The organism is Ehrlichia muris AS145 (genome assembly GCF_000508225.1).
GTDB lineage: Bacteria > Pseudomonadota > Alphaproteobacteria > Rickettsiales > Anaplasmataceae > Ehrlichia > Ehrlichia muris.
Window position 1 is genome coordinate 937,393 of sequence record NC_023063.1, and the last position, 24,628, is coordinate 962,020.

General features: G+C 28.5%; 15 protein-coding genes. 5 read left to right on the forward strand and 10 right to left on the reverse strand.

Translation table 11 applies throughout. From position 1 onward, the window contains the following. Positions 1-411 precede the first annotated feature (411 nt). From MR76_RS03620 to MR76_RS04885, 10 genes are all read right to left on the reverse strand, one after another. Entirely contained in the window at positions 412-1,182 is a 771-nt protein-coding gene (locus MR76_RS03620; protein WP_024072341.1) for a hypothetical protein, read from the reverse strand. 2,007 nt (positions 1,183-3,189) lie between these two features. Beyond that, a complete protein-coding gene (locus tag MR76_RS03625) occupies positions 3,190-3,807 on the reverse strand; it encodes a hypothetical protein (protein WP_024072342.1) in 618 nt (205 codons plus the stop codon). Between the two features lie 1,617 nt (positions 3,808-5,424). Further along, positions 5,425-5,568 (reverse strand): hypothetical protein, encoded by a 144-nt coding sequence (locus tag MR76_RS04880; protein WP_158407225.1) that lies wholly within the window; start codon positions 5,566-5,568, stop codon positions 5,425-5,427. Between the two features lie 850 nt (positions 5,569-6,418). After that, a complete protein-coding gene (locus tag MR76_RS03630) occupies positions 6,419-7,462 on the reverse strand; it encodes a hypothetical protein (RefSeq protein ID WP_024072343.1) in 1,044 nt (347 codons plus the stop codon). 318 nt (positions 7,463-7,780) lie between these two features. Then, positions 7,781-8,431, reverse strand: coding sequence for a phosphatidate cytidylyltransferase (locus MR76_RS03635; protein ID WP_024072344.1), 651 nt, complete (start codon positions 8,429-8,431; stop codon positions 7,781-7,783). 576 nt (positions 8,432-9,007) lie between these two features. Continuing rightward, complete coding sequence (gene frr, locus MR76_RS03640; RefSeq protein ID WP_024072345.1) at positions 9,008-9,565, reverse strand: ribosome recycling factor; 558 nt, start codon at positions 9,563-9,565, stop codon at positions 9,008-9,010. A gap of 22 nt (positions 9,566-9,587) precedes the next feature. Then, entirely contained in the window at positions 9,588-10,322 is a 735-nt protein-coding gene (pyrH, locus tag MR76_RS03645; protein WP_024072346.1) for a UMP kinase, read from the reverse strand. A gap of 621 nt (positions 10,323-10,943) precedes the next feature. Then, complete coding sequence (locus MR76_RS03650) at positions 10,944-13,955, reverse strand: YhdP family protein (protein WP_024072347.1); 3,012 nt, start codon at positions 13,953-13,955, stop codon at positions 10,944-10,946. A 70-nt stretch (positions 13,956-14,025) separates the two neighbouring features. Beyond that, on the reverse strand, positions 14,026-14,466 hold the full coding sequence (gene rnhA, locus MR76_RS03655) for a ribonuclease HI (protein ID WP_024072348.1): 441 nt from the start codon (positions 14,464-14,466) through the stop codon (positions 14,026-14,028). Between the two features lie 1,451 nt (positions 14,467-15,917). Continuing rightward, complete coding sequence (locus tag MR76_RS04885) at positions 15,918-16,196, reverse strand: hypothetical protein (RefSeq protein ID WP_158407226.1); 279 nt, start codon at positions 16,194-16,196, stop codon at positions 15,918-15,920. Positions 16,197-16,212: 16 nt separating this feature from the next. On the opposite strand from MR76_RS04885, the gene MR76_RS04890 reads away from it, so the two are divergent. The 5 genes from MR76_RS04890 to MR76_RS03685 all read left to right on the forward strand — a co-directional run bounded on the left by MR76_RS04890 (position 16,213) and on the right by MR76_RS03685 (position 24,527). Beyond that, a complete protein-coding gene (locus MR76_RS04890; RefSeq protein WP_158407227.1) occupies positions 16,213-16,398 on the forward strand; it encodes a hypothetical protein in 186 nt (61 codons plus the stop codon). A 1,531-nt stretch (positions 16,399-17,929) separates the two neighbouring features. Then, positions 17,930-18,259: a FeoB-associated Cys-rich membrane protein gene (locus MR76_RS03665; RefSeq protein ID WP_024072351.1), complete on the forward strand. Its 330-nt coding sequence runs from the start codon at positions 17,930-17,932 to the stop codon at positions 18,257-18,259. 1,931 nt (positions 18,260-20,190) lie between these two features. Further along, entirely contained in the window at positions 20,191-21,594 is a 1,404-nt protein-coding gene (locus MR76_RS03675) for a hypothetical protein (RefSeq protein ID WP_024072353.1), read from the forward strand. A 1,326-nt stretch (positions 21,595-22,920) separates the two neighbouring features. Then, positions 22,921-23,493, forward strand: coding sequence for a hypothetical protein (locus tag MR76_RS03680; RefSeq protein ID WP_024072355.1), 573 nt, complete (start codon positions 22,921-22,923; stop codon positions 23,491-23,493). A gap of 623 nt (positions 23,494-24,116) precedes the next feature. Then, positions 24,117-24,527 (forward strand): hypothetical protein, encoded by a 411-nt coding sequence (locus MR76_RS03685; protein WP_024072356.1) that lies wholly within the window; start codon positions 24,117-24,119, stop codon positions 24,525-24,527. Positions 24,528-24,628 lie beyond the last annotated feature (101 nt).

Below are 24,628 nucleotides of genomic sequence, written 5' to 3' on the forward strand. Positions count from 1 at the left end.
AGAACTTCCTTTTATTATGTCTTGTGAATACCATCAAAGTACCTTTCTGTTGCTTGGTTGCACCTAGATCCACATCCTAATGTCCTAAACTCGTTCTTAATATAGTCAATATTTATCCATAAACTTGTTACTGCATCACAATATAGACAATGGTTCACAATAAAAACCACAAGAATTACCACATAAATCACAAATAACACCATTCAACAATCTACTACATAAGTCATTCTTAATTAACTATAATAATTTTATCAAATATACCCTACCTAGCTCCTTCCAAATTATAATACCTTATTATAAAAATAATGAGTAATAAGATTAAAATCCTTACATCAATTATGACTATCAAATCCACCAAGACAGTCTGATCATATTAATAATTCTTAAAAGAAGCTAATATTCCATTACTGATTAATATACAAAATCTACATTTTCATACGCATAGCTTTCAACATCACTTTCAACATCACTTAAAGATATACTAGAAAACGTAATATAATCTTCATCATAAAAAAATCCATCCTCATATAGCTCAGTATCACTATAAAATCCATCTAGTACTTTAATATCCTTTATAACGAAGCTAAGCCCTTTAGTAATAAAAGCCAACCCGTAGTCTAATTTTACATGATATACCTTCATGAAATCAATTTGATCTACTTCCATATCCTTTATTAAATTAAAAACATTCCCTAATAAAACACGTATGTATGGTATATTTTGTAATTCACATTTTACTAAAGTGTGTTGGTATTCACTAGATACAAATATTGATTCTTTAGATTGAGAAATAATATTATGTAACAGTAATATTTTCTTATAAATATCATCATTACTCAGAACTCTATCTATTAAATCAGACATTCGATTTTGTACATAATCAAAACCAACCTTAAGCATCAAAACACCATATTGAGCAGATCCAACTTCTATAGACTCAACCCCACTTGTATCACAAGCATCTTTTAACTGCTTTTCTAACTTCCTCTTTAAATTACAAACAATATAATTATGCAACACACGATTATAAACACCAGGCATACACTTAGATAACGTATTAACTTTATCTAGTTCCCTTTTAGAATTTCTATACATCCTCAACACATTACACAATACTAAAGCAAGAACAATAAATATCAAAGTACTAACTATAGCCATAGATAAACAAATTTCATATTTCATGATATAAACTCACAAGTTAATAAAATTAAACTTATGCACTACAATCACTAATAACTATGCTAAATCAAATACAGTTAATATATTAACTAATAATGTTAAACAAAAATTAATGAACAACACCTCGTTACAGAAATCATTACACAACAAGTTACTATACTTAGCAACATTACCCTAGAATACCAACCATATACACACTTGACTTGATTAATTAAGCACTACAGTCTGCGACTAATAACAATCATTATTGTAAATGAATACGGGCCTGATGTATTTTATACACTATATTTACAATATTAATACTACATCCTACTAGACTCATACAATACACTTTTTTTACTTCAGGTACTAGACCATACACTATAACAACCACCATTAATAATAAAATTAAGAATATTTAAAAATCACAAAAACCATACTGCATAAGTGATGAAATACAGTAGCTATACTCCTTAATTTTCAAACATTAACTACTGATGTGCTTACCAACAATAATCAAAAAAGATGAGCAAGTTATGCAAATATATTGATATTTTTATGAATCTCTTCCTCTAAAATTTTATTTTTTTCATAAAAATTGCACATGCTTAAGATTAAATATATACACTTAAATTTGTGGATCCATTCATAGAATAACTATGTAATTTCTAAGTCTGAAAACACATTAAACTTTTTGATATTAACTAGTACACATCAAATTTTGACAATACAACCATATCATGCAGAGTAACTCCCACACCAGAGTATAAAATCATAAACATTCCTATAGAAGTTAGATAATCAATTTTAAAAATCTTTTTCAGCAATTTCCTTGAGTCACAAAATGACCCCTCAATTATGAGACGTCGAATCCAGCTAAGTATAGAATTTCTCTACTTTAAATTTTATGAAAGAAGAACTATCTCTATATAATCTTTCCAAAAACACACTACTCTTTTCAATTTCTCAATACTATTATAAAACTAATAATCAAATCATACACAATAATAGATAATTGCAACTTCAAACATCTTCTCAACTATAGGATATAGCCACTATACACTTCAAATTACAATCAACTACCTAACATCATCATATGTTCCTTCAATATATTACCTAATATATTCAGAATAAACCCGCTGTATAAGGAAATCTTATGCTTAGACCACCAGTACATTTTAGTCCATCTTATACATTATTTAATTCATTTTGACTAATACTCACCTTACTATTTCAATAAACAGTCTTTTACATAAAATAGAAAAACTGATTCATTTTTTTGTATAAAAAAGAGTACAATCAAATCAACAAATATAAAATCGATAAAATATTGTTTTTTATATTTATCATCATCCAATAAAATACACAGAAAAATAATATATCAATATTAACTATCTTTATGTCATATTTTATAAGACATTTCCTTTATCTAGCCTTCTACTAAAATAGCACTGACACTATAGTTACATTACATAAATTATACAACTTATAGTTCAATCTCCTCGAGAGATTCACATTATCCTCAACACTTAGTAATAACATCAATTAACTTAAAATTGCCAGTTGTTTAAGCATCCACCAAAAATCAACACTCTATCTACTCCAGAAAAGGCTACAATTATAAATCTAGATTATCTAAAAACAATAAGCGTAACGTCACTCATACCATTATTATTAATCAACATATAAAATACAAATAGAGAATAAATTACTAGTCAGTGTTATTTATTAAATACTAAAAAATACAAATCACTTATATTAATTACAACTTCTTACAAAGATATCTACATTCCTCTTATTAACTTTGCGTAACTAGAAAATTGCTAATCATTGATTAAATGAACAATTTTTTTTTCAAATAAAACATGCTAATTCAATCTTCAATAGTAAGACAGAAGCATTAACTATAAGTCAAACACTTATAAAGTAAAACACCTAAGCAAGACATGAAAAATCTAAAAATATCAAAATAATAGGATACTACAACCCACTAATATACCAATAATACAACAAATTAATATCTTTTTTATATTAACAACAATTTATTACACCCATATTAGCAGATATATTGTCAATACTTAATAAAGAACTCACATGCACATTAGAAGATGTATCAAGTATAGAGATACACTCTGTGATTTTATAAGCAATACGGTTATTCACTATTTTAGAAAACAACCTTACCATATCAACAGCAGATGCCACCAACAGGAAATCTCTTAAAGAACAATCACTATTTTTTATCAATAATCTACAATTAACCTTAATTGTACATAAAGATAATGTAGTACTTAACAATAACTTTCTAAATAAAATTAGACTCAGGTGATTATTAGTAGTACTATTATTTACAAATTCATCAACTGCACTAGCCCACTCAGATACAATAGAATATGATAAAAATTTTATTTGTTCTATTATTTCAGCATTTAGACCCACCCGATCTATTAAACCCGGATTACTCAAAATATTATGTGCACTATCAATAAGTTGCATTAATGATTTTATCATAACATCTAAATCACACTGAACAGAATTATGAATAGTCGTAGCAACTAAACTATTATATAATTTCTTACTCCTTAACCTAATCACTGGCTTTAGGCAAGAGCTTATAAATTTATTAAAATTATCCATATTAGTAACCATATTAGAATATACTATAAAGTTTAAGAATTCTATTAATTTATCAATAGATCTTGTATTATAAGAATTATATTTAAAGTTGCACAACAACAATCAAGTTATATCTAAACCAAAAGTTTAAAAAGCTAATGTTTAATACTCTTCTACTTTTTCCAACTTGGAAAAAAATTGTTTAATACAAAAAATCATCATCTGTTGATTTATGTCTATAGTACAAAAAATAGAGATTTTTCTTTTCCAAGAAAATCTTCAACAAATTACTATTTTCTCAAATTATCAATTAATGTTAACTTTCACGTCATCAAGAACTAACTATGTACCAAAAAATACTCTATATTCTCTACTATCTCATATGAATAACCATACCCTGCTTTCACTCTATGAAAATGAAGTAGTATTAATAGAGATATATTATTCTTGACACCTGTCTATCACAAACTCAACATAAGCATCTAAACGCATAATTCTACATCGACAGAAACATATAATAATCTTCTGGATTGGAATATTTTGTTCATCACGATTTTTTAATTGAATAATTAACTTTAAACATTATGTTTCCATTTATACATTTTTCTATCTGAATGAGTAATATTACTAAACATAGAGATTATACTATTCTTGACCTGTCTATCACAAACTCAACATAAGCATCTAAACGCATAATTCTACATTAACGGGAAAATACAACAATCTTCTGGATTGGAATATTTTGTTCATCACGATTTTTTAATTGCATAATTAACTTTAAACATTATGTTTCCATTTATACATTTTTCTATCTGAATGAGTAATATTACTAAACATAGAGATTATATTATTCTTGACCTGTCTATCACAAACTCAACATAAGCATCTAAACGCATAATTCTACATCGACAGAAACATATAATAATCTTCTGGATTGGAATATTTTGTTCATCACGATTTTTTAATTGAATAATTAACTTTAAACATTATGTTTCCATTTATACATTTTTCTATCTGAATGAGTAATATTACTAAACATAGAGATTATATTATTCTTGACCTGTCTATCACAAACTCAACATAAGCATATAAACGCATAATTCTACATTAACGGGAAAATACAACAATCTTCTGGATTGGAATATTTTGTTCATCACGATTTTTTAATTGAATAATTAACTTTAAACATTATGTTTCCATTTATACATTTTTCTATCTGAATGAGTAATATTACTAAACATAGAGATTATACTATTCTTGACCTGTCTATCACAAACTCAACATAAGCATCTAAACGCATAATTCTACATCGACAGAAACATATAATAATCTTCTGGATTGGAATATTTTGTTCATCACGATTTTTTAATTGAATAATTAACTTTAAACATTATGTTTCCATTTATACATTTTTCTATCTGAATGAGTAATATTACTAAACATAGAGATTATACTATTCTTGACCTGTCTATCACAAACTCAACATAAGCATCTAAACGCATAATTCTACATCGACAGAAACATATAATAATCTTCTGGATTGGAATATTTTGTTCATCACGATTTTTTAATTGAATAATTAACTTTAAACATTATGTTTCCATTTATACATTTTTCTATCTGAATGAGTAATATTACTAAACATAGAGATTATACTATTCTTGACCTGTCTATCACAAACTCAACATAAGCATCTAAACGCATAATTCTACATCGACAGAAACATATAATAATCTTCTGGATTGGAATATTTTGTTCATCACGATTTTTTAATTGAATAATATACTTGAACATTATGTTTCCATTTATACATCTTTCTATCTGCTTGATACAAAACCTTATATTATTTAGCAATACCCAAACCATAAATCTTGGACTTATGAGAACTTTATTAAATCATTACAAATATTATTCATACACTTCATCCATTAACAAAGGATTCAACACCAAGATATTCAGCATAACTTTTAAGATGATTCAGTTGTACCAAACTATGAATAATAAATGATACACTACAGGTAATTTCACTTACAACATTCTAATTAAGAGTAGTAAATTCTTGAACATATTTACTACCTGAGATAACACAAGCAGCATAAACAACGTCCGTATTATTACTTCATAGCTATATCATGCAATTTGACAGTTATATAGCTCATAACAATGATAATCACATAATTCTCTAGAACTATTTTACTTGACTATCCATATATCAGATAATTACAGCAGATTAGTTATATTTTGCATACTAAAGATCCTTATTAAGTAACTTTCGATAAAGCAACTAATAAATTCAAGGAATACAAGCTTGTTAAAAAAAGTTTTCACCAATATAAGAAACATTACATTATACTCTATACTACTAATAGCTCTACCAAAATAGCACTAACAACATTTAATATATATTCATTAAATATATTAAAACAATACTATAGAAATTAATAATATTATTTATCAATACACAGTAATGTACTGACAATTCACAAAAAAAGACGTGCTTTTCCGGCAATATAAGATTATAAAACACTTATAGTTCTGAAAATACACAAAGACAAAAGACTAAAATTTCATACATAATTTTTAGCAACTGAATAAATTACTACCACACTGTATAGAGATATTTATAGTTACTTATCACAATATACTATCTCTCTTTACTTACAACAGGCTTTATAGGAGTTATTAACTCTTCATCATCACTACTAGATAAAATAGTCACACTATCTTCTTGGGCTTTTTGATTACGAGAAGACAACGTCTCTAAACCTATATTAGCAGAAGTATTATAAACAATAAGACCATTCTTACCCAATCGGTTAATTGATCGATGATACAAAATAAAGCCATTTGTAAAATCATTAATAAAAGATATTTTTCCAGAATCTAACACAACCAATCTTGATCCTTTAGAAAAAGGTCGGTCATAATCTTGAATAGATACCATCACAGACTGAAACAAAAATGACATATTATATCCATATCTACATCCCAACTCAGCAAGAGAATTTTCATACAGCGGAACTAAGTCAGACATAACTCTATCCTTCAAACTACACAAATAACGATCCCTATCAAAATCTAGGTCCGCTAATATACGGGAACTTGATATTTTTGACTCTGTTGTAGCAGGAATATTTATTGTATTAATTAACTTACACGATTCTAATAGTGCACAATTTATATTGTTAGCATATTCCTGTATATTATAGGTAAAAAAGTCAAGATTATTAACTGCAAGACATATATATAAAAAATCATCTCTCATTATTACATTGCTATACTTTATTAATTTCTGACATAAATACCTTATCGTACTTGAAGTATTTTTGATCTTATATAGTAATAATTCTGTCATAAACACTAAGTTATTATTTCGGCCAGGATGAATACGCATATCAATCATATTATTATAGACGTCAATTAAAGAATCTATCACACAAGACACTTTAGACTTTATAGCTTTTACAACATCTCTATCTAAATTCATACGTCCAATTACATCTGGGTCACTTAAAACATCACAAGCATAACTAGCAAGTCTTATCAATGCCACTTCATCCAAAGTCAATGGTTTATACAGCTGTGTATTCTCCTCTAATTTTTCACAATGCATAATGTATAGCTTTCCACTTATCTCTCCCAATTTTGAATAACAATAGAAATATAAAAGATTAGATATATCACGCATTAGAACCTCTTAAATAAACTCATATTATAAAAAAATTAAGTAATTCTATTAAGAAATAACATATATTAATAATAAATACTAGAAATTTATTTAAAAAATTTACTATATAGAAGAAAGATTTATAGAATTTCTTTAATATTTTTAACTATTAATTAGATAAATTAAATTTATTACACGAAATAACAGTGCACAGAGAAAATAAATAATAATTTGCTATATTTTGATATATAAGGCTGTAATATTAACCATTTTTATTAGAAAAATTAGGCTTAAAACCCTAAAATAAATAAATAGATTAAAACAACCTTCTATTATTTGTTATGTTAGAAAAAATCTAGAGAACTTTTGAACATAATAAGCAACTAGTGGTGCAGTAAAAATAAAACTATCCATGCGATCAAGAATACCCCCATGTCCAGGAATGAGAGTTCCACTATCCTTCACTTTACATAAGCGTTTTATGCAAGATTCTGTAATATCACCAATTTGAGCAACAACTGCTATAAGAATACCTGCAATAAATGCATGAAATACAAAAAATATCCCAAAAATTATTGATACAATAACACTGATAAATGCCCCAGCAACTACACCTCCAAACAATCCTGCCCATGTCTTATTAGGGCTAATCATAGGGATTATCTTTTTCTCACCAATATTCTTACCAACAAAGTATGCAGCTATATCCGTTCCCCAAACAACAGTAATTAACCATATCAGGATTATTTCTCCATTCAATAAGTTATAAATATATACTAAAGATGCATAAGGTATTACTACAATAAAAAACGCAGGAACATAATATAACCTCTTACACTGCATAATATTCAACAATTCAACAGAAGAAACCACAGCAAGAAGAAAACACAAAATATAAAAGCTAATTTCTCCAAAATATAAGGACAAGGATACAACAGCACAAATGAATACAGACGACAATGACCTTACAAACAAACTACCACTTACCATTGTTCCAACCAAATATTGTTAAACCAAGATACTTTTTAATATAAAGTAATTAATTATATTATAAATATAACTCAGCACAATGTTAACTAAAATTATAAAAAATCAAAACACATTTTATTTACCTTTATCATGCAATATACGTGACGCAGATTAACATTAGGATATTGCATTTATATGTAAAAATTATCAAATACCCCATTTTTATATAACATTAGATAAACCTTACATCACTAACATATCAATTTTAGAAGCATATACCTTACTCACTAAACAAAGTACAATTATTACAGTTATTTATACACAAAATTAAATATGTAAATAAAGAACTCATCAGCAACATAAATCAATACCCTATCTTCTGAAAATAGAAAGGCGTTATGAAAGAACTTGACTATAAAGAACTACATATATAAATCACATCAGGACTTATTAAAGTGTGAAAGATGGATTTTTTCATCTGAAGTTATGTATGATCATCAGGTGCATTATTGTAAAAATTAAACAATAAGCTGCTATTAACTACACATAGAATAAATTATTAGTAAGAAAAGATGCTTTTGAAAATTACAATCAGAGTTAAACATGTAACAATTCTTTCTCTTTTGAAGTAAAAGCATCATTTATTTTTTTCATAGCATCATCTGTAATCTTTTGTATTTCTACCCCAGCTACACGTAAATCGTCTTCAGAAATCTCTTTATTATCTTGCATTACCTTTAACTTATCCATAATATCTCTACGTATATTACGAACAGAAACTCTACAATCTTCAGAAATCTTACTTAACAACTTAACTAGATTTTTTCTCATATCCTGTGTCATATCTGGAATAGTTAAACGAATTGTTGTTGTTTCACAAGAAAAACCAAATCCGAGATTTGAATTCATAATTGCAGTCTTTATAGCCCCCATATTATTAGAATCCCATACCTTAATCATCAATGTTTTATTATCAGACACAGATATACTTGATATAGTATTTAACTTTACACGCCCTCCATAAGTTTCAACAATAATTCCATCTAAGACTGAAGTTCTTGCTCTCCCCGTTCTAATACCATCAATATCACTTAAATATACAGATAAAGTCTTTTCCATCCTATTTTTAGCATCTTGTTTCACTTCGCTTATCATTTACTCATCCCAATATTTTTATTCAATTACATATTGTTGTATACAAACCGTTCCCACGGATTATATCCGCAAAACTACCACGCTTACCTAGATTAAACACAATGATAGGTACTGAATGTTCTCGAGCCAAAGACACAGCAGCAACATCCATAATTTTCAGATCTAACGATAATAAATCACGATAAGAAATTTTGTTATACCTTACTGCATCAGCAATTTTTTTAGGATCAGCTGAATACACTCCATCAACCTGTGTACCTTTAAATATAGCATCACAACCCATCTCTATACCACGCAATGCAGCTGCAGTATCTGTAGTAAAGAATGGGCTACCCACTCCAGCAGCACATATGACCACTCTTCCTTTCTCTAGATGACGTATAGCACGTCTTCTAATATATGTCTCACATACAGCAGTAATAGGAATTGCTGATAAAACCCTAGATTGAACATTCACCTTCTCCAAAGCATTTTGTAAAGATAAAGCATTCATCATAGTAGCTAGCATTCCTATATAATCATTACTAGCTCTTTCAAATCCAAAAGATGCTGAAGCTGATGCACCACGGAATATATTACCACCACCTACAACCAGACACAGCTGTACTCCAAAGCTATGAACTTCTTTGAGATCATGAGATAACTTATCCAGAACTTCCATATCACACCCAAAGCCTTTCTCTCCCATTAATGCTTCACCAGATACTTTCAGTAAAACCCTAGAATACTTAACTTTAGCAGCAGAGCCCTCACTCATTAAATTCCCTTTTTATTAGCTAGTAACTTAAAATACAGCAACCACAGATATAATAAATTATATATTAGGCACAAAAAGATGCAATATACAAATTCCTAATATCATAAATTAATTACGATCAATAGTAGCTATTACAATAGTCAATTTTATTTTCTACTTACATTTAATTGATTTTTATAAATTTATTACTAAATATCCTAAAAATTATACTTACATGTATGGAAAAATAGATAAATCAATGTTGCAAATCCCTTGCATCCATGAAATTATTATGATCAATACTCCTATAGTATCAATTGCTACTATTATAAATCTAACAATTTTAAGATTATATAACATATTAAAATTCCTGCAACAGCAGTTCAGTATATAATCAACTAAATGTATCTATAGAGATGTTAATAGTTATTATAGTTGAACTAAGATAGATAACATTCTAAAAAATTTGAACTTCGGTTTTATTTGCATTACCTGTTGTTGATTACCACAGCATTAAAGCAAATGAAATCGCATGCAGAAATCTCTAATCTATGTACAGGAAACATTAGATTAACATTTTTTCACTCCAAGCAAAATCTACCATCAATTACATGGATCTTAACATGCTTCATGATACCATGCTTACTTGATTTCATCTACTTTATTAGATTTTTTCTTTACATGCTCTTTCTTTATTAACTTACTATCAAATACTTTCAACCCTCTTTTTAATAAATTAGGTGTTAAAATAGACATTAAATTAACTGATAAATCATGATCTTTATCTGTCCCTTTTACTTTATAGTCTATAGCAATAACACCACGACTCTGTCCTCCAGTTAATAATTTACCGATAATTGGAGTTTGCCATATGATCTTATTAATTACATATGCAGGAATTATTTGTCCTTTTATATTAAACATTTTCGTACTGAGATCAATCTCTCCGCCTAAACTAATACCTAATTCAGAACCTTCTGCCCAAGACTCATTTATATTTATTAAATCATCTTGATAAGTAAATGGTACATTCAATGTATTAAAGTATATTCCTTTACCATTTAACGTATTAACAACCCCTTTCAGTGAAGATAATGTTAATATTTGAGCCAAAATAGAAGCATTGACAATATGAAAATTTGTTAATGAAAACATACCAGAAGTTACTTCACTAGTTTTTACTGGATACATATAAAAAGATAAATTTCCTTTATTTACAACTTTCAAAATATCCATTGCCCGAAGAAGTTCTCCTGCATTATTAGTACTTATCTCTAGCCCAATAGGGCCATACTCCACATTAAAATTACTATTATCTAAAAAATTTCCTGTTAACTTAACATTAGGACAAACATTACCATAACAATCTAAGTTAAAGTCTATATTACTAGTCACAACATTATTTTTCATTATAACGCGGTCTACATTAACATCAACCTTGGTTTGCTTAATCTGAGATTGCCCTTTCATTGCCTCAAAGAAATCAATAGTGCTTAAATCCAAAGATTTACCAAATATTTTTACTGTAATAGAATCACTATCTCGTTTCAATTCAGCTTTAATATCTGTATTTTTTAACCTTATCTTATTTAACAATAATTCTACATTATTGCCTACTTTACCATTCAATTCTATGTCTACACCTTCACCAATTATAGATGCATTATCTATCTTGACCTCATTTTTGTCCTTAAATGAAGCAGAGAATTTCACTAGACCATCAAAACTATTATTTGGCAACCCATTGATATGAAGTTTCAACTGAGAAATGTCAATATCCCCTGAAATAATCGTATTATTGCCATTAATATCCCATTGTAGATTCGATTTCATTACCCCTGAACAATTTTCACACCTAAAAATTTCTAACTTATTCACATTTTTAGTTGAAATATACCCTGCAAATTCATAGTGAAACTTATAATTATCCCGTAAATTTCTATCCACTTTTAAAAACATAGGATAACCATTCATATAACCCTGAGTATCTATTTTCACATCGTTACCATGCAACGTAATGTCAACATTTGCATCATAGACATCAAAAGTATCTAAAACACCATCAGCTTTAAAAGATTTAATCTGCGTATGTATATAAGATTCATAATTTACAACATTATCATTTAGCAAATTAAATATCTTAAAATCAAAGCTAGTATGACAATCACCAAAAATTTTGTTATCATCTAGTGGTATAAATTGTTCCTTATTCACTGCTCCATATAACTGTTTTATACTACCTACAGAACTACCACTAATACTCATTACCGCATTTACATTTTTTAAATTTTCTATCTTTAATACCCCACCTTGAACAATCATACCTTTAAAATTTGAGTTATCAGAAGTAATAAAAAATTGATTATCACGTAAATACAATTTACCATGTACTATACGTACTGGATCAAAATCATCATTAAATTTTATTGAAACATTTTCTATATCTGCACTAACATTATAACTTGACAGATCATCATGAACGAAAATCTCATCACGTTTCCCTTTGATTTGAAGTCTAATATCACTCATTTTTCCTTCTATAACATTAGTACAATACCAATGATTTAAATCAGGATATAAATTAACAAACCAATAATTACATAGCGTTCTTGGTGATATAACATCAATGTTAAAATTTAAGTTTACATTTTCATTGTCAACTGCCCCTGTTGCAACTATTTTACTTTGATCTAATAACAAAGAAAAATTTTTCACGGACAGAACATCATTTTGATATACCAATCTCGTTCTAAAATCATGGATGTAGCATTTATGAGAAGAAACACAAGGGATATTCCCTTTAATGCTTTGAACGTTTATATCACTATATGTAATCTCACCATACTCATTAACTTTCAGAATAACATCACCACTAAAATTCAAATTCTCATATAGTGGAAGTTGATCATTTAAATTACCTAAATATCCCAATATCTTAGTATTAAAATTACCATACGATATCTCAAAGGACATTATACCTTTATAATGTTCATGCACTGTCATACTGATAAAAGAATTGTCATTCTCCACATTGAAATCAATCGTATTTTTATCATATCCCCTATCCACTTTAACATTAAGTTGTTTTATCACTAAATCCTCTTTACCACTTTTAGCAATAACAGCGTTCCTAATAAACACCGCCATATCCAACTTTATCGCTTTCAACATTATATCCTTGAGGATTTGTACAGAACTTTTTACAGGGCTTATTTCAATTTTCTTTTGGATGTTATAGAATTTAACATGGACTTTAGGAATATCAATATAAGAAAAATCACAATTTCCCCATAAAAACAATATTCCAATTTTAGAATATAACAAGAATTTAGGTATTGTGATAGTTGCCCCAAGTTTGGGACTTTTAATCGTAATATCCCGTGACGACAAAACAAAATTTTCACTCTTATTCTGCCAAGCTAATGTAGTACCACCTATATCTATCTCTGAATCAGGAAAAATTGTAGTAAGTTTATGCTTGATACAAAAATTTAAAAATTTTGCATTAATCTCTATAACATCTTTATCATGAATATACAGGTAAGATATACCACACATTACAGGTATTATCAGTACAAAGAATAATTTTACAATTTTTTTTTTAGCATAAATGAGCACTAAATTAATATACAGCAGTATTATCCACAATACCATTTACAATATACATTTACCTACTAAATCGATCTAATACTTTAGAATGTAAATATAAGCACACAACAAAAACTCACCCAACAATCTGACTACGCGCGAGCATATCTGCTTTTTGATTATACAAATTGCCTGCATGAGCTTTAACCCAATACCACGTAACTTTATGAAAACTCGCAAGACTATCCAATTCCAACCACAACTCCAAATTTTTTACCGGCATTTTACTAGCAGTTTTCCACCCATTAACCTTCCATTTTTTGATCCATAACGTAATACCATCCTTAACATACACACTATCAGTATATAAATCAATATCATATGCTACTTTTAACAATTTTAAAGCTTCAATAACTGCTGTGAGTTCCATCCTATTATTGGTGGTATTAGAACTATTCCCATAGATTGTTTTTTCATTTTCACCAAACAATAAAACTGCTGCCCATCCTCCAGGACCAGGGTTACCAGAACATGCCCCATCAGTATAAATGACAACTTTATCCAGTTCACTTTTCATGCAACATATACAAAATAACCTAAATTTTAAGAATAGCACCTAACATTCACTGCATCAACACTGAAAACAAGTATTATCACCTGTATAATAAAAAAACATGCTCTACCTTTTCAAAAGTTTTATCAGTAAATTTATTTTAATTAGTCAATCTCAGCATAACTGGCTTAACTATTCCTTAAATTAGATGAACATAATATCCAGCAATGCCTTTTATACGTGAAAAACATTAAATGTCACTATAGAAAAATTATGTTCCATAGACTTGATATAACAATTGACAATAATTTATCTTCTAATACATGACATGATAATTACAACACTCATCACAACCAATATAAAATATCTCACTGATTTAACAAACGTAAGTTAAGTCTTTTCTCAAAGAAATACTTTTTATACTACAAGAGCATTAAAATCCCGTAACAGATGTATATTTATAATAAATTACAGACAAGCTAAACATTATGCACAATAAATTGAGATAAACTCTAGCATTCACTTATCAATAACCATATTTATATATCACAGTTTTATAATGTAAATAACACTGATTTATCCATCTATATAGGAATCAAAAATTTCAGCTTGATTATAGCTGCATTATAGAATATGCAATAATTCCAACACCCAAAGTACTACAACAAATAATACTAAAAACCTATACTCAACAACATACCACAACTCTATATTATTATATCAAAACATGTTGAAAACTCATATTATTTATTTAATGTTAGAAAAAAACATAATTAATACACTCGAGCATAACAAGATCCTTTATTGTATGATATGCTAAATACATACAAATCAAGTATGATTAATACTACAATAAGTACCTCAACAATTTAAATAGGATAACAGAAAAATATATACCTTGGGTACTAAACTATTGATATTAATAACACTATCAGTCTATAAATACTACCACAAAAAGCATATTCACAACTAAACAGAAAATCAATACCTAAATCTTACGTAAGAATCTTGTATTCTAGCTATAATAGAAACAACAGCTAGCAATCAAATAAGACATACTTCACCAATGAGCTACAACATAATTTATATTCATAGTAATTTATAAGATCATAAGCATAAAGTTCACTGCTAAAATTACAAAGAATATGTTAAAATTCAGTACAGTCCTCATACATCAAGTAATAATATACTACCAGACATGACATTTAATAAAAAATCAATTTATATAAAAACAAAAAAAGTTTTACTTTAAAAAACACTCATTTATAATTAATATAGGCTTTAAAATTAATCTAAGTAAGCATACTTATTATAAATAGCAATAATGTTAGGTAGCATTTGTTTATCCCATTTGCTGTGCTAGAAATAAGGCTAACAAGTGCTACCAGGTTACGTACATGGTAAATTTTCATTGTTTTTGATATATCCTAAAGCATTAAGTATATATTAAGCTATCTGTGTTTATAGTGCATATATTATGCTATACTAAAATTTATATAAGAAATGCCAACATCATCCAATACATCTAACATAACAACATCTACCGCCAGTACACCTACTAGTAATCCCATTGATACAACAATACTTAAACAAAATCTCCCGCAAGTCTTGTTATGTTTTGTGTGTTTTGTGGTACTACTAATGTTGATAATAATAGTATTATATAAACTATTCTCAAACAAAAAAAAGACTGAAACTCGCACAAGAACATCGTGTGAACGCAGCTTAAACCACAGAATATTCTTGGATGACAACAGCCTTCCAATACCTATGCGATGTGAACAATATGTAGATATGAGCAAATATCGTCTTTCACGTGTTATAGAAGAAGAAGAAGAAGTAGCAGAAGAAGAGACTATGGAAGAAAATAATCAAGCAATTCAAGCTAGTATAGATAGTACCATTAGTGACGTGGTGATTATACATACTAATGGCGCACATAAAACTTTAGAATAATATTAAATTAAAAAACATAAAAACTAATATAGTTAATCGCATGTTATGGTGATGTCAAGTTTACACTTATTTGTAACTTTTTTCTCTGAATTGTGCTTCCAAAGCAATATAGATGACCTGTAGATTTAATAAAAACTATTATTTACGTAATATTAATTAAACATTTTAATACTTATATACTAAATTTAACTTGTTAATTTGTATAACTACAGGTCAAATATAAAGTTAAGCTTTATACATAAGTCTTAGGGCACACAAAATGAATAACCAGAGAAACGTCACTACTACAACAATGGCAAGTAATACCACCAGTAATAGTCATGACATTCTGCATAAACACTTACTTGTAACAATACTATTTTCACTATACTACTTAGTAATCACCATGTATTATCAAGCATGTAGGGACAGAGAGGAGCAATTCAAACAACATACTTCTAATACTTACGCTATAATCATAATTTTTTTACACTATATGACTCATTTTATGAGCCAAATCCATACCAAAATGAATTCATATAATTAATAAACGTAGATACAGTACGATTAGCTCCAGAGGGATACAGCCATGACACCTACTGAAAACGTATAGACTTTAAAAATCACTTCACAACATAGCCATAAGACTATGTCCTATTTTAAGAATGACTTTATATAATGAATTCATATAATTAATAAACGTAGATACAGTACAATTAGCTCTAGAGGGATACAGCCATGACACCTACTGAAAACGTATAGACTTTAAAAATCACTTCACAACATAGCCATAAGACTATGTCCTATTTTAAGAATGACTTTATATAATGATATTATTATAGGTAGCATGAATATGTACTACCTCAACTATAACATCACTGTTACAGGTGCTATAAATAATACAATAAATACCTTAGTAAGTTATAAGACATAGCAGTCAATCTACAGCACAGAGTATTAGCTACAATAATCAACTATACTAAATAGCAAGTAGTGTAGCTCTGCAGTATCTTCTATGATCATCAATTCTACAAGTTACTGCAGTAGACTATAAATTCACTATTACACAAAGTAGTTAGCATTACAACATAATTTACATCCATAGTAATTTATAAAGTCATAAACATAAAGTTCATTGCTAAAGTTACAAAGAACATGCTAAAAGTTAATATAGTCTTCATAAGTCAATAATAATATACTACCAACAACAATATTTTATAAAAAGCAAGCAATACTAAGCAATAAATCAATTTATACAAAAACAAAAAAAAACTTTACTTTGAAAAATACTCATTTATAGTCAACAAAAGATGTAGTTTAATCTAAGTGAGGATACTTACTATAGAGCGGGTATTCGTCATGTTCTGCTTGCTTTGCTAAGAATAAGGAATAAATATATGCACTACCGCATGGGCTACTCTTTACATACACAATAAATCCCTTGCTACCCTTGGGTATATGGTATTCCTTAAAGTGTTAAGTATATTAAATTATTTATGTTTATAGTACATGCATTAGCTACACTATCTTTAAAATTTATATTAGGAAGAAAATGCCAACATCACCCAATGTATCTACTAGCAGTCCCATTAATGCAACAGCAAATACAAATGAATTAGCATTCCGCATTACGACGTACTCACTATTATGCATAACAGCACTAATACTACTAGCAATAACATTCTATGCAATATATAAACATAAGAAAAAGAGTGGAAGAAACAAAGGTCAAAACTATACAAGCACATCTGATCAATCTGACGACACTATATGGACACCAAAATTCTTTTACCTTGATGATGATAACAAATTACGAATATCTATACGATGTGAAGAATATAGAGACATTAGAGAAGGTCGTATACCACGTGTTATAGAATAAAGTGAGAGCAGATCAAGAAAAATATACAGATCACCTACCAGAACGCATAATACGGTGATTACATGTGTTAATACAGCATCAAGCTTCTTCAGAGAAGTACTAAATTAAAAAAACATAAAAATTAATGTCTTTCATCGCATGTTATGGTGATGTCAGGTTCACATATTTACTTGTTAACTTTTTTCCTGAATTGTGCTTATAAAGCAATATAGATGACCTGTAGATTTAACAAAAACTATTCTCTACATAAGTTGAATTTAACTTGTTAATTCGTATAACTACAGGTCAAATATAAGGTTAAGTTTTATGCATAAGTCTTAGAGTACACAAAATAAATAATTATATAAACATCACTACTACAACAACGGCAGGATAATACCACTATAGTGATAGTTATGATATTCTTTATAGACACTAGTAATCACCATGTATTAACCAAGCATGTTAGTAATAGAGAAGGACAATTTAAATAATCCGCAATACACTTCTAATACTTACGCTAATGTATATAATATCACTAACAATAATCATGATATTCTTCATAGAACACTATTTATAACAATACTATCTTTCACTACATTTAGTAATCACCATGTGTTAACCAAGCATGTAGTAATAGAGAAGGACAATTTAAATAATCCGCAATACACTTCTAATACTTACGCTAATGTATATAATATCACTAACAATAATCATGATATTCTTCATAGAACACTATTTATAACAATACTATCTTTCACTACATTTAGTAATCACCATGTATTAACCAAGCATGTTAGTAATAGAGAAGGACAATTTAAATAATCCGCAATACACTTCTAATAGTTACACTAATGTATATAATATCACTAACAATAATCATGATATTCTTCATAGAACACTATTTATAACAATACTATCTTTCACTACATTTAGTAATCACCATGTGTTAACCAAGCATGTAGTAATAGAGAAGGACAATTTAAATAATCCGCAATACACTTCTAATACTTACACTATAGTCATAGTTTTATAGATTTTACATACATGACTCATTCTATGAGCTAAATCTACACCAAAATGAATTTATGCAATTAATAGATGTAGAACATAGTGCGGTTAGCTCTAGAAGGATATAACCATGACACTCACTATAGATTTTTAAAGTCACTTCACAACTAGCCATAAGACTATGTGCTATTTTAAGAATGGCGCTTTATATAAAGATTTTTAACATGCACATAAAATTATAAACTATACATTCTCCATATATTTAGTTGTGTAAATAGCATATTAGATACATATAAATTGGTACGCATATTACTATAAAATGCAGTATATTACTTACCAAAAAACATTTTCCGAATTTATAATTTTATGCCATTAGCACCATACATGTCATCAATATTCCTTCCATAGAAGAGATATAGGTGAAGATTCCTGTATATTAGAATCACGAGTTTTAACAAGAATCGTTATTTGGATGGGTAAAGGATAAAACCTATCTTGATCCACATTATAAAACCTTTGTTATTGATTTATCATATATGTATTTTGTAGGCTAACTTTATTCCCTAAGGTATTATAAAAATTTTCTTTATTAATTCTTCTGTTAGAACTATAGAAAGACTCATTAAAATAACTTACTACAATATTGTAAGATTCTTTTAATTATAAAGAATTACTTTTATAATTTTTCTTTAATACAAGATTACGAATATAGACTATCATTTAATATAAATCTTACCATACAACCAACTCATCTACATTAAAATAACAAAGAATTAACTAAATAAGTAATATTAATTTACCATTAGATAGGTATTTTTATACAAACTAGGCAAGTATATTCCATATTTGGTTAACTTTGATTAATCAAATGTTCATAATCACGAAGCATAACTTATATTTCATTATAAAAACACTAAGTCAACTCAAATGCAGTAAAAGCTATGCCTAACGACACAACAAATACCTTCACTTCAACCAATAATGCTATTGCCACAACAAATTCAACAACAAGTAGCAGTCAATTTACAACAGAGACTACTAATTCTATAATAAGTACTATACTAGACACAACAAGTAGAGTAAATTCCACGCTCAGCAATGCTATAAGTACTGCAGTAGACACTATAAGTTCACTACTACAGTACGTAGCTAACACTACAACACAATTCATATATAACACAACAAATACTACTAATTTACCTACACAGACAAATAACACTTACCCTACAAGCCATACAACAGAACCAAGCAGTACTATTACATCTGTGTTGACTACTACAAGAGATATGATCAGTAATCCAGCAAACAATGCTACTTCTATAGCAAGTACAGTATCAAATAGTAGTAGCACTACAACAACCACTACTAACCCATTTAACAGTACAACAAGTAGTTCCAATTTTATAACAACCAATAATACAACTGCATCACAAGATACTGATATTCAGCAACTTATCCAGATATTTATTGCATGTTTCGCAGTTTTGTTACTTATCATTATAATACATCACGTAAATAGACCCAGATCTACCCAAAATATCCACCGACAAAGATGGCAAAATAGATCTATCGAAGAAGGAATTTTATATCAATTGCCTACAGCTCAAAGTCGATCAACAACATTAACTACTGAATACGCATTACGTCTACTCGATGATGCTTGTCAAGACACAGCAAGTACTACTAATAACAGTCAAGAAGATCTAACCGTGGAATACGCATTACGTCTACTCGATGATGCTTGTCAAGACACAGCAAGTACTACTAATAACAGTCAAGAAGATCTAACCGTGGAATACGCATTACGTCTACTCGATGATGCTTGTCAAGACACAGCAAGTACTACTCATAACAGTCAAGAAGATCTAACCGTGGAATACGCATTACGTCTACTCGATGATGCTTGTCAAGACAGCGCAAGTACTACTCATAACAGTCAAGAAGATCTAACCGTGGAATACGCATTACGTCTACTCGATGATGCTTGTCAAGACAGCGCAAGTACTACTCATAACAGTCAAGAAGATCTAACCGTGGAATACGCATTACGTCTACTCGATGATGCTTGTCAAGACACAGCAAGTACTACTCATAACAGTCAAGAAGATCTAACCGTGGAATACGCATTACGTCTACTCGATGATGCTTGTCAAGACACAGCAAGTCCTTCTGATAACAATCAAGAAGAAGGACATGTTGCACTTAGAGAAGCATTACATCCTCTTAACCTGACTTATCAAGAATGTGAAGCCTCTTTGAGTACAAATAGAAGCTCATTACCAAACAACATATTATCTAATAATATAACATCCTCTTGTAACAACAATAAAGTAATTAAAAACTAAGTGCACATCATACAAACTTCACTACTACACTTTTTACCTATCCAGTAAACAAAATATATTTTATTGTAATTACGTAAAGAATGAATCTAGGTTCTACAATTGATAACACTAATTCTTCTAGACACATAACAATTATAAATTACTATTTTTATCTAATTTTTACTAAAAAAACTTAAGTGAATAAACATACGCCAATATTAAAATATACTTTTATATTATGCTTGCTAAATACTTTCAAATGCTATAGATATCAAACATTTAAACGATCGTGGCCTTCATTTATTTAAGAATTACTTATTCAAATAATATTTTATCCTATTCATATTCTAACAAAAATAAAAGCAGTTATGTATAATTATTAAAATTCTAATAATTAAGAAAGTGTATAACTATTTTTTAAATCACATGACAAATCTTAGAAAATATACAACGATACAACATCTTTTAAAGGTTTAGTTGGTATTTTTAACAATATAAATCAAAGCAGTAAGCTAAAACATAATCTTGATGGCTTCCTACCTTATGTCAAATCTCAATGCAAGCTTCTTTTATAGGGTTGGGTCAATAGCTACACCGTTATTTATTGAGGCTACAGTAGTAATGTAGTGCTGCTATGTATGTCTTTCAATCCTTTTTTCTCTTTTACTGCATACCATATACTTCATTGTTATAAACAATTTGATAATGAAAAAAGGTTGAGTCAAAAATGAAATTTAGGTATGTACATATCCTACAAAAAAATAGATAACATCAGAAAAAATATAAGAAATAAAAAAACAAATCAAAACACTAGTGCAAATACCGATACTGAATTATCAAGTACAGTTGATTTTGGACAAAACATCAGGAAGAAGAAGCTTTTATTTAGACAAATGTAACATTTTGATTAGCATATAATTGAACATAAATTTACCATTCAAATATTTAAAATACGTTCTACGAACATTCATAAATCATAGAAACCCATCATTCAGACATATACTGTATAATTTTACAAAGTTACATTATCTATCACAACTTCACTATATAACAATTTTAAAAAATTAATAGAAAAACTCTTATTTCAATATCAACAATTTTCAGTAGATCTTTTTTTAGCAAAACACTTTTTAAAAGTTATAATCACAGACCAACCCATCATAGGAAAAAACACAAAGTTTAATTTAATAAATAACTCTTATACACGCCTACAAAACCATAATAAAAATATATAAACATTGATTAACAAATTAACACTTGCTAAATTACTTACAGTATAGTATATGATCATTATTGATAATGTCTTTAGAGTTGGACATTTCTGTTTATTATTAATATGTAAAAAAAATGAGACCTTCTGATCTATTTGTTATTAATTCATCGTTAGTACAGCGCATAAAGCATCCTCAATTTAGTTTCAGTAGCATGAATCATGAAGAAAGTATAAAAGTAAAATTATTCAAGTTCATTACACCTCGAAATGCAATGATATGTTTTCGTTTCGGGTTATTCAACGTCGTATCAGTACCAGTCATGTTAGGATTTTTTCCATATTATATGTATACTAAATTGTATTCAGAAAATAATCCTGATTATAACGGCACTTCAAGGATAGAGTACCCTATTATAATAATATCTATAACCTTACTATTAGTAGTATTCTCTTTACTATTTGGAGTAGCATGTGTAGTAGTCTCTATACCAATGTTGTTGGTTTCACTCCTACTTTTACCTTTTAGAAAATGTTGTTTACCTACTGTCAATCAACACCATTCAGAAGGTAACCCTCATTATAAACAAACTTCAACATCAGATGAGGATTATGATGACAGCTCTAGTTCTGAATACAGCTATTCTACAGCAGCTACAGAATGTAGTCTTGTTCTAAGTGAAAAAACTAATATGCTACACATCGATTAGTTATAGTAAGTTAGTTTAGCAGTAATAGTAAAATCATAAATATTCATTCAATTCAGTGTTTATTTAAAACAACATAACATCTTAAAGTCATTTTCCTGCAGCAGGTCAGGTTACTGACATATACACATCAACTAATATATCGTGCAAGTTAATCCGATAATAAACACACTAAAATTCCAAAATTTACCAGTGCTCATTATAGATTACCCTACACACATTAGTATAAAAACTTGAACATCAAACAATACTTCCTATAGATACTATGGATATGTGCAACTTACCCCACACAATAACGTACTAAGGATCATATCTAATTACTATACAAATTTGCTAGAATAACCAATAGTCAAGTTTCTATTTTATTAAATCTTTTTTCTAGCATGAGCATTTCTTATACAAATTATTACAGATCAAGTAATCATGACATAATCATAAATTTCAACATAACACGTTCTTAGTAATCCACTGCTTATGCTACACCAAACACTTAATTTATACTTGCTTGAAGTATAAAAATACACTACAATTATTTAAGTATGTGTTATAGGTAATATACTTTACACTTAAAGTCATATACCATTAAGTTTCAATTACATAATATTTTTAAATAATGAGGTAGTAAAATGTATACACCACGTAATCGTCGTGGCATCTTTGCACGATTCATGGCATATATATTCAACTACACAACAAGAGTCCTACAGTGGTTTGGAATTCTCTCTCCTCCTAGCATAACAGACACACCTTCTACACATAGAGAGACAGAAAATGATCCTCAAAGTTCTTCTACAGTAGAGGTAACTATACAGAGTCCAGGTAATATATCATGTAGCTCATCAGACATTGAAATTCTACAAGAATCTGATTCAGAGTTTTTATCAGATATCGAAATTCTATCACATGAATCAGATCTTGAATCAGACTTCGAAGTTGTATCAGAATGTGACGTAGAAGTAGAAAACGAAGGTAGCCCTAGCAACAGTATTACTAACACAGCACTGCATCCTACACAATCAAACTGCCGTATTATGTAAAAGAGAAACACTTTACATTGGTATTTTGCTTTTTTACACAATCAACAATACTAGTGTATATATTAATAGACACATACCTAAAAATAGAACCCCTCTAGTCA

Coding starts and splice junctions, on each gene's coding strand:
- MR76_RS03620 (WP_024072341.1), bottom strand. CDS start 1,182: ATGAAATATGAAATTTGTTTATCTATGGCTATAGTTAGTACTTTGATA.
- MR76_RS03625 (WP_024072342.1), bottom strand. CDS start 3,807: ATGGTTACTAATATGGATAATTTTAATAAATTTATAAGCTCTTGCCTA.
- MR76_RS04880 (WP_158407225.1), bottom strand. CDS start 5,568: ATGTTCAAGTATATTATTCAATTAAAAAATCGTGATGAACAAAATATT.
- MR76_RS03630 (WP_024072343.1), bottom strand. CDS start 7,462: ATGCGTGATATATCTAATCTTTTATATTTCTATTGTTATTCAAAATTG.
- MR76_RS03635 (WP_024072344.1), bottom strand. CDS start 8,431: ATGGTAAGTGGTAGTTTGTTTGTAAGGTCATTGTCGTCTGTATTCATT.
- frr (WP_024072345.1), bottom strand. CDS start 9,565: ATGATAAGCGAAGTGAAACAAGATGCTAAAAATAGGATGGAAAAGACT.
- pyrH (WP_024072346.1), bottom strand. CDS start 10,322: ATGAGTGAGGGCTCTGCTGCTAAAGTTAAGTATTCTAGGGTTTTACTG.
- MR76_RS03650 (WP_024072347.1), bottom strand. CDS start 13,955: ATGGTATTGTGGATAATACTGCTGTATATTAATTTAGTGCTCATTTAT.
- rnhA (WP_024072348.1), bottom strand. CDS start 14,466: ATGAAAAGTGAACTGGATAAAGTTGTCATTTATACTGATGGGGCATGT.
- MR76_RS04890 (WP_158407227.1), top strand. CDS start 16,213: ATGCGATGTGAACAATATGTAGATATGAGCAAATATCGTCTTTCACGT.
- MR76_RS03665 (WP_024072351.1), top strand. CDS start 17,930: ATGCCAACATCACCCAATGTATCTACTAGCAGTCCCATTAATGCAACA.
- MR76_RS03675 (WP_024072353.1), top strand. CDS start 20,191: ATGCCTAACGACACAACAAATACCTTCACTTCAACCAATAATGCTATT.
- MR76_RS03680 (WP_024072355.1), top strand. CDS start 22,921: ATGAGACCTTCTGATCTATTTGTTATTAATTCATCGTTAGTACAGCGC.
- MR76_RS03685 (WP_024072356.1), top strand. CDS start 24,117: ATGTATACACCACGTAATCGTCGTGGCATCTTTGCACGATTCATGGCA.